The organism is Sporosarcina sp. NCCP-2222, assembly GCF_023168145.1.
GTDB lineage: Bacteria > Bacillota > Bacilli > Bacillales_A > Planococcaceae > Sporosarcina.
This window is the reverse complement of the sequence record NZ_BQYK01000003.1, coordinates 328,018-336,229: the sequence shown is the minus strand read 5'-3', so window position 1 is coordinate 336,229 and position 8,212 is coordinate 328,018. Positions and strand designations below refer to the sequence as shown.

Genomic DNA, 8,212 nt, shown 5'->3' with positions numbered 1-8,212 from the left:
TATCCGTAATGATGCCGTCGCCAAATTCTCCTTCTGTCCAAATGCCTGCATGGATACCGTGCAAGACTTGATTGTCTATGCCCGCCTCAATTAACTCAGCGGATAATACAGCGGAGGCGATAATTTCTCCGCAAGATGCGGCCAAATCTGATGCTGCTTTGGAAAAATTAAAAGCATCGGTCAGCCGTAACAAGCTATCAGTGGAATAGGGATCACTTCCTCTGCCGATCGCTGAAACGACGACAACGACATTTTGATGTTCCCTGATACCGGCTGCGATGTGCCTGATGCATTTTTCTCTTGTTTGTTTATCTTTCATGGCGACGCCGCCAAACTTCTGAACAATCATTTCGGCCCCCAACTTTCTTCGTGACGTTCGTTTACTGCCCTACATACGATAAAGTATAGTTCGCTCTCAATATATTCGTGTCGATTCAAATTTGTTCGGGAAAGGGGAGAGGACTTCTGTTACTTTCGGAGCTATTAAAAGACTGGCCTTGTCAAGTATTTGGGGGTATTCATACTGAGGTAAAAGGGGTAAGCGAGCATTCGACAAGGATAAGCGAAGGGTACCTGTTTATAGCAAGGAAGGGAGGGAAGACGGACGGGATCTGTTATGTCGAGGAGGCGATAGAGAAAGGCGCCTGTGGTATTGTGATTGACCGCAATGCTGCGATGGCAATGACGGATGAAATGTCCATCCCGCTCATTGTTGTCCCGGATTGCAGGAAATTCATTTCTTATGCCAGTGCAAGACTGGCAGGGAATCCGTCGGAATTATTGACTATCGTTGCTGTCACAGGAACGAACGGGAAAACAACGGTGACGCATTTGACCAGTCAGTTGCTGCAGATGGCCAACGTGAAAACGGCAGTCATTGGAACGACGGGTGTTTTCATTGATGGCCATCAAGCGGTTACCTCGTACCCAGAAATGACCACGTTGCCTCCGGAACATTTTCATCAGCTGCTGAAAGATCTTGTGGATGCCGGTGTGACGCATGTTCTCCTGGAAGCCTCCTCCATGGGGTTGGCCACAAGCAGATTAGCCCATTGCAACATTGATATTGGCGTATTTCTTAATATTGGCATCGATCATTATGAGGAGCATGGAGGGAAACAACAATATTTAGATTCAAAGAAAATATTGGCGTATCAAGCAAAAACGTTAATTGCCAATTCGGAAGATGAGATATGCAAACAAATGGTGGCTGATGCGAAGGTGCCTGTCCATTATTTTGACTATGGAACAGTCTGCGGGGAGCAGATTAATGAGGAGCGAATCAATATAAATCTACCGGGCAGGCACAATCGAATGAATGCGTTCGCTGCCCTGGCCGTACTGCGTGTACTTGGTTACGAGCTGGCAGACATTCTTCCGTTAAGCCAATCACTGCAGCTGCCTGAGGGAAGGCTGCAATCTCTTCAGCAAGATGGCATTACCGTTTATGTTGACTATGCCCATACACCGGATGCACTTGAAAATGTACTTCAGGCATTAGCAGGTGAGTGTTCCGGGAAGTTAATCACGGTCTTTGGCTGCGGCGGGGATCGAGATCATGGCAAGCGTCCGAAAATGGGGGAAGTCGCCTCAACCTATTCGACGGAAGTTATCATTACTTCCGATAATCCACGATCGGAAAATCCAACTCAAATTATTGAAGAGGTATTGCAAGGAATACGTATGAAGGAAAATGTTCGTGTCCAGGTAGATCGGAAATCGGCCATCTACGAAGCGATTGCATTGGCAAAATCGGGAGATGTGGTCCTAATCGCCGGAAAAGGGCATGAGAAGACACAATATACGAAAGAAGGAGTTTTTCCATTTTCGGATTACGAGGTAGCGGCGGAGGCGTTTCAGTATAGATAACGAGCCTGTTGGAAAAGAATAGTTCAGAAAAGATGCGGGGGAACCCATTTCTTTGGTATAATTGCCTGGAATGGAGGGGTTGTCTGAATGATGATGACGGATGAATGGCTGAACATCATCGAATGTGCCGAGGAACTCTCCGAGATGATATTGCGTTCTGATGTCGCAACGGAATATCGGAAGGCGAGCCAGGCAGTATACACGGATAAAGATTTGGTGAAAGCGATTCAGTCGTTTACAGATTTAAAAGAACGATACGAAGAAGTACAGCGCTTCGGAAAATACCATCCGGATTACAATATAGTAATGAAAAGCATCCGTGCCGACAAAAGGGCACTCGATGTAAACGAACAGGTCGCTGCTTTGCGTCTGTCCGAGAATGATGTACAACAGTTGCTGGATGAAGTCAGCACAATCATAGCCCAATCTGTTTCGGTGGCTGTAAAAGTCCCTGCGGGTAATGGTTTGTTCACGACCTCCTGTGAAGGAGGGTGCGGGTCGGGTGGAAGTTGTTCCTGCTCGGCGTAATTATAGTATCCAAGTGATTCTGCACAAAATAAAGTAGAAGATAGGGCTACCCAGAAAGTCAGAGACATCTGATTTTCTGGGTAGTCTTTTTTTTAGGAAAGCGCAGGGAGTACAGCCTGGCCTGGCTTATTGGCGTCCTTCTAGACTTAATGGCATTCAATTCGTTTTATAGGCGTTCAGCCTGATTTCTGCTGTTCAGGAAAACGACTACACTATCATTCAAAATGGTATCAACTAGTTACTAAAGCTCATTCAGGCTCATGGATGTCGATTCAATTATGTTGTTTTACATTCGGGAGGGATTTCGATACAGCTTCAAACGAAAAAAATCAGCGGGAAGACCGATTGGTTCTGCTCCCACTGATTTATTTTTAACAATAGAGTGAATTTAAAATCTCATGAAAACTGGAAACCCCTATGCAACACTATGAAACTATATCTCATTCTATTGTTCTGCTGATTGGACTAATTTCATCATGTCAGACGGGTTGTCTGTTATGAAGCCGGATGCTCCGGCAGTCATAAGTTTGGCTGCTCGTTCTGGGTCATTTACACCTTTATAATACACTTTAATATTCAATCCTTTAAGAAACTGGATGAATGCTTCTGTCCGTAACGAGAAGACGCCCTTCTTATTGGATAAGCAGAAAAGGTCGGCATTCGGTTTGTATAAATGGCCGAATTGGCTTGTGAATGAAGTGTAAGCTTTCATTTGTTCTTCATTGCCTGCGCCAATGGCCACTTTGTTTTGTGCATAGAGATTGAAGCGATCCGTTTGCTCATCGAACGGGCTTGTGACGGCTACACGATCCTGGTCGCCTGTCGTTTCCAATAAACGCCAAAGTTTGGATGGCATCAGGCTGCCTTCATATGTGTCAGGCGAGTCTTTAATCGTAATGACAAAAAGGAGATGCGGAAATGCGGCGAGAAGCTCTTGTAATCGTAAGATTTTTTCCCCTTTTCCTCGGTATGCGTACGCACCGTCTTCGTCTTGGAACATATATCCAGCGTCGGCACGGTTCAATTCTTCCCATGTGTAGTCGGCCACTTTACCGGAAAAATCCGTCGTTCGATCGGTCAATTCGTCTTGGAAGACGATAATCTCCTCGTCTTTCGTCAGCCGGATATCGATAGCAAAGCCATGCACACCGGTTTCCACTGATTTTGAGAAAGCGGCCATCGTATTTTCTGGTGTTTCGACAGAACCGCCATGTGCGGCCAATACGACAGTTTCATTGAATTCCAATGCGGTTTTCGGTTCGCGTGGAATTTGTTTTGATACGACTTTGGATGCTGCCCATGCCGCTACTCCGGCAGCTCCTACTGTTAATGCGATTGTCGTCTTCTTTCCCATTTCCTAACCTCCTTCCAAATTTCAACGGCTACTCCTTCCTATATTATAGGCGAAAAGAATAGGGCTGTCAGCAATGTTCAGTTGCAGTGCTTTTCCTACCTATGGTATCGTATGGAGTAGGAAAAGAGGGAAAATTTTATGATTGATCGACAAGGAATCGTTGTGTACCTTCAGCACTTGAAGCAAGCGAAATCATTTCGAAAATACGGTCATGTCCATTATATTTCACGTCGAATGAAATATGTCGTCCTATATTGTGATCAGGATGAAGTGGAAGCGACCATCCGAAAAATTGAACGGTTGCCATCTGTGAAAAAAGTGCTGCCATCCTATCGCCCATTTGTCAAAACGGAATACGAAAATGCGAAACCGGACAAAGCGAAAGAATATGACTATAAAATCGGGCTTTGATCGTTACTGCAAAGGCGGCAGTAAATGGTTCAGCCGTAAGATGCCGATAATGTACTGATAATAGAGGGAAGCTTCGGCGAAGGCGGTGGAGTGCTGCAAATCAATCGGAATCGGTGTGCATCCATTTTGTAAGGATGCCTGTTCGAACAGCAGCCTCCTTTTCGGCATTTCCTCGCCCTTCTGTAATATGCCTTCCCTGCAAATATAAATCGGCATAAAGTGGCCCTCTCCAGCTGGATGGAAAGCGGCAGCTAGGGAAATGACATTTCCTTTGTCAGTTGCGGTGGAGAAGATGAAAGTGCGATGGAGGCGTGAGGCATTTGTATTCATCAGTTCAATCAATTCAAATACGTCGGAAAAGCCTTCGCCAAGTTCAATAAAACGTTGCTGAAGCATGAACAGACACTACCTTTCAAAAACTAGTTGTACGGGTATCATAACATGTATGATTCCTCGTGCCTATCATTCCATGTAATGAGGTGCCATCGTTGAAAACCATCATGAGGACACTAGTCCTTCTTGTTTTAATCAATGCCGTATTATTATATATGCATTACTCCCAAATGGAGGGCGCTACAGGGAAAGGATCCGAAACCGCCAAGTATGATCAAGAAATCGAAGTGACTCAGCGGAATGACGGTCTGTATATCCGACAGCATTTTAAAGGGCTTGAAAATGGCAGATATGAAATTGTCTGGCCTGAACTTAGTGAGAATGAAGCATGCTACATAAAAGATAAATCATCCTGTACACGGATGAATGATTCTGTGACCGCCATCTTGGAAGGGGACGCTGCAGAACAATCCATATCATATCAAATTCCGATCAAATCATCTGATTCCACTATTCTTTATGAAAATATATTCGCAAAGCTGAGGAATGGGACAGTTGGAACTACCATGCTTCATGTCACGGATGAAACAAATTCAGGCGGCGTCTGGATAAGTGAATTGGATCGGATCGGCACAAAAAAACTAAACCGGATTGAATATACAATGTTTTACGGCATGGGAAAAACTGACCTGCTGTACTGGCAAAATAAAGAGCTGCCGGAAGCATATCGAAGTGAGCAAATTTCAATCTTTGGAAAGGGCATTCATAAAGAACAGGCGGCTCGCTTGGAAGGACTGCTGAAAAAAGTGGACGCCCCTCATATGACCGTTGTCGTGGGCACGAATCAAAAGCCGTTCATGAAAGGACGTCTGGTCTTGACTGATCAAGTCGACACAGAGCTCCTGGAAACCCGATTAATCCAATATGGCGTAATGGCCCGCTATGGTATTGCAAGCAGCGAAAGAATGACGGCAAACATCGCAGCTTCCTTACTGATTGGCGAACCATTTGGGAATGGTACTGCCAAAAAAGCGTATGAAAAAATCACGGAAAAACTGTCATCTACTCAATTGGAGCAATTGAACAAAAAATTAGGCAGCACCTCAAAATTGGATCCTCAGACATTGGACCAACTTATTGGGGAAGTCAGCGGCTTAAAGACAACATTTTTGGAGCATGCAGCGGATGAACAATATGGTTTTTATTTTGAAGATCCCCGAGAATTGAAAGTCAAAGGAGAAAAAGCGGAAGGTGTCTCGGTTTTATTGGAAGACGGACAAGTATTTTACTCGGGTAAAGAATTGTTCAGACAATTGGGATACACATTGGAATCCAATCAGCAGTCCATCTATATCACAAACGAAACTGATAAATTCAGATTTTCTTTACGGGATCCTTTCTATGTGTTTAACGAAAGAAAATACTCTTTGCGGACGAAACCATATAAAAAGATGAATGGCGCTTATTATTTTGAGGAAGATGCAATAAAAAGAATTTTTTCCTTGAAAATACAAAAGACCGATGAGGCAATTGATGTCAGCTCTGCAGAGGGCAAGGAAGGGGAAACCGATAAATGAGAATTGTTTCGGGATCTCGGCGAGGCATTCCATTAAAAGCATTGCCGGGTGATACGACAAGACCTACGACAGATAAGGTGAAGGAGTCCCTTTTTAACATGATCGGGCCTTACTTTGATGGTGGAACGGCAGTTGAACTGTTTGGCGGCAGCGGATCCTTATCTTTGGAGGCATTATCGAGAGGCGTGGATCAAGCCTATGTGTTTGAGCGAAATGCAAAAGCCTGTACCATTATTAAAGAAAATGCTGAAAAATGCCGGTTCGTCGATGAGTTGGCCATTTTCCGCACGGATGCACGTAATGCTGCAAAAAAATTGAAGACGATGGATGTACAAGCAGATCTGCTGTTTGTAGATCCTCCTTATGCGAAAACAGAGTTTTACGGCTTAGTCAATGATTTTATCGAGCTAGAGTTGATGGCACCCGAAGCGATTATCGTCTGTGAACATGACAAGAAAATGGAGCTGCCTGAGTCGTATGGGGATTTTTCTAGAGTGAAGCATGTGGTTTATGGCAGCAGTGCGATTTCGATCTATAGGAAATGAGGTTTCAACATGACAAAAATAGCAGTAGTCCCCGGAAGTTTCGATCCAATTACGAACGGCCATCTCGATATTATTGAAAAAGCAGCAAAAGTGTTTCCTGAAGTCAGGGTGGCAGTTATGAATAATTCCTCCAAGAATCCGTTATTTACGGTGGAAGAGCGAATTCAACTCATCCGGGAAGTTACGTCCTCCCATTCAAATGTAGTTGTCGAATCGTCTTCTGGGCTTCTTATCAATTATGCCAGGAAGGTGGGCGCCTCAGTGATCGTCCGCGGTTTAAGAGCGGTATCCGACTTCGAATATGAAATGCAGATTACATCGATGAACAGAATGTTGGATGAAAGCATTGAGACGTTTTTCGTCATGACGAAGAATAATTATTCGTTCCTTAGCTCGAGTATCGTCAAGGAAGTTGCCCAGTACGGTGGGAATATTTCGGCCCTTGTTCCGGTTCAAGTAGAGACAGCCTTGAAAAAGAAATTCAATCATTAACAAATGGTAAAAGGACGGAGGAGCGTGTTTGCATCCTCTCGTCCTTTTTTATCGTGAAAGACTGTTATGAGTAGATTAGAAACAGAATGAGCGGAACTGCCATCACACTCCAAAGCCGGCTGAGCAAATAGGGCTTCAATGAGAGATTGGCCGCCTTTGCAATGACATAGACTTGCATATGGATGCTCAATCCGTTAACAGAGATGATGGCTGCAATGATGAAGGGATAAAAACTCATCGAATAAAAATGATCTGTAGCGGACTGGACGCCAGAGGTCATTTCAAAAAGGGACAGAACAATTGTTTTCGCTATTCCGATATCTACAGTCAACGCAGATGAGGCAGTTGTTGTTATGACATTTCCTAATGAGGAGAAGAATATGACGGTAGTTGCAACAAGTATGATGACTGAGGAGCTGTCTTTTATCGCATCAAGCAAAGGTCCTGAGCTTTTCGTTTTCTTTTGAATTTCGCGTTCATCTTGTCCCTCCTCCGCACGCAAAAGGAAGAGAGTCAGTAAAAAAAATAATAAATTAGCGATATGAATGGCAGCTAACAATTTCCAGCCGGACTGGACGTTGTCAAATAGCTCTGTCCCGACAAAGCCGATGATAAACATTGGACCTGGCGCATGGCAAGCGGCAAGCAGTAAGCTACTCTCTTTTTTTGATAGCTCTCTGTTTTTGTACATTTCTGTGACAGTGACCGCGCCGACTGGAAACCCGCCGAAAGAGCCGAGAACATAAGCCTTAAGATAGCTTTTCCAACTTTTTGGCCGATTCCCGGAAGAAGGTATCTTTAATAGCCATTGTGTCAAAATGATGTACGGGAGTAAATATGGCAATAGCGCATTTACAAAAAGATAGGCGCCAGCTTCTGCACCATCATGGGCTGTTCCTGGCTGGAAAATGAACAGCAGGATCAAACCCCATATAATGATGACGTTAATCATGTATCGGGTGGGTGTGTAAGAGGATACTAGTCATTGGAAGCTGCTCCTTTCGAATAAATTTGCACGTTCGATAGCGTCTGAAGAAATTGGCAAAATGCTATACGAAACAGTGCGTGTGGGATAATATGGAGAGAGTTAAATTGCTTTGCCG

Annotated in this window: 10 protein-coding genes; 6 read left to right on the top strand and 4 right to left on the bottom strand. The window is 44.3% G+C overall.

Annotation, left to right across the window (positions count from 1 at the left end; all coding sequences use genetic code 11):
• The coding region (locus NCCP2222_RS08465) for an amino acid kinase family protein (RefSeq protein WP_483882514.1) at positions 1 to 349 on the bottom strand (349 nt) is incomplete at its 3' end.
• A 77-nt stretch (positions 350 to 426) separates the two neighbouring features.
• Here NCCP2222_RS08465 and NCCP2222_RS08460 point away from each other — a divergent pair.
• Together NCCP2222_RS08460 and NCCP2222_RS08455 are read left to right on the top strand one after the other, a co-directional pair.
• Positions 427 to 1,869 carry a UDP-N-acetylmuramoyl-L-alanyl-D-glutamate--2,6-diaminopimelate ligase gene (locus tag NCCP2222_RS08460; RefSeq protein ID WP_248511456.1) on the top strand — a complete coding sequence of 481 codons (1,443 nt, stop codon included), beginning with the start codon at positions 427 to 429 and terminating at the stop codon, positions 1,867 to 1,869.
• Positions 1,870 to 1,956: 87 nt separating this feature from the next.
• A complete protein-coding gene (locus NCCP2222_RS08455; RefSeq protein ID WP_248511454.1) occupies positions 1,957 to 2,397 on the top strand; it encodes a YlbF/YmcA family competence regulator in 441 nt (146 codons plus the stop codon).
• Between the two features lie 445 nt (positions 2,398 to 2,842).
• Here NCCP2222_RS08455 and NCCP2222_RS08450 read toward each other — a convergent pair whose 3' ends face one another.
• On the bottom strand, positions 2,843 to 3,751 hold the full coding sequence (locus NCCP2222_RS08450) for a glycerophosphodiester phosphodiesterase family protein (RefSeq protein ID WP_248511452.1): 909 nt from the start codon (positions 3,749 to 3,751) through the stop codon (positions 2,843 to 2,845).
• Between the two features lie 138 nt (positions 3,752 to 3,889).
• Here NCCP2222_RS08450 and NCCP2222_RS08445 point away from each other — a divergent pair, with 138 nt between their 5' ends.
• Positions 3,890 to 4,162: a YlbG family protein gene (locus NCCP2222_RS08445; RefSeq protein ID WP_248511450.1), complete on the top strand. Its 273-nt coding sequence runs from the start codon at positions 3,890 to 3,892 to the stop codon at positions 4,160 to 4,162.
• A gap of 3 nt (positions 4,163 to 4,165) precedes the next feature.
• On the opposite strand, the gene NCCP2222_RS08440 is transcribed toward NCCP2222_RS08445, so the two are convergent.
• A complete protein-coding gene (locus NCCP2222_RS08440) occupies positions 4,166 to 4,558 on the bottom strand; it encodes a DUF7147 family protein (protein WP_248511449.1) in 393 nt (130 codons plus the stop codon).
• A gap of 92 nt (positions 4,559 to 4,650) precedes the next feature.
• On the opposite strand from NCCP2222_RS08440, the gene NCCP2222_RS08435 reads away from it, so the two are divergent.
• The 3 genes from NCCP2222_RS08435 to coaD are packed head-to-tail and all read left to right on the top strand — an operon-like array spanning position 4,651 to position 7,109.
• Positions 4,651 to 6,072 carry a stalk domain-containing protein gene (locus NCCP2222_RS08435; RefSeq protein WP_248511448.1) on the top strand — a complete coding sequence of 474 codons (1,422 nt, stop codon included), beginning with the start codon at positions 4,651 to 4,653 and terminating at the stop codon, positions 6,070 to 6,072.
• The gene (gene rsmD, locus NCCP2222_RS08430) at positions 6,069 to 6,617 is read left to right on the top strand and encodes a 16S rRNA (guanine(966)-N(2))-methyltransferase RsmD (RefSeq protein WP_248511447.1); all 549 of its coding nucleotides are present in this window, start codon (positions 6,069 to 6,071) and stop codon (positions 6,615 to 6,617) included. The genes NCCP2222_RS08435 and rsmD overlap by 4 nt, the downstream gene beginning before the upstream one ends.
• A 9-nt stretch (positions 6,618 to 6,626) precedes the next feature.
• The gene (gene coaD, locus NCCP2222_RS08425) at positions 6,627 to 7,109 is read left to right on the top strand and encodes a pantetheine-phosphate adenylyltransferase (RefSeq protein WP_248511446.1); all 483 of its coding nucleotides are present in this window, start codon (positions 6,627 to 6,629) and stop codon (positions 7,107 to 7,109) included.
• Between the two features lie 64 nt (positions 7,110 to 7,173).
• Here coaD and NCCP2222_RS08420 read toward each other — a convergent pair whose 3' ends face one another.
• The gene (locus NCCP2222_RS08420) at positions 7,174 to 8,061 is read right to left on the bottom strand and encodes a hypothetical protein (RefSeq protein ID WP_248511442.1); all 888 of its coding nucleotides are present in this window, start codon (positions 8,059 to 8,061) and stop codon (positions 7,174 to 7,176) included.
• Between the last annotated feature and the right edge of the window lie 151 nt (positions 8,062 to 8,212).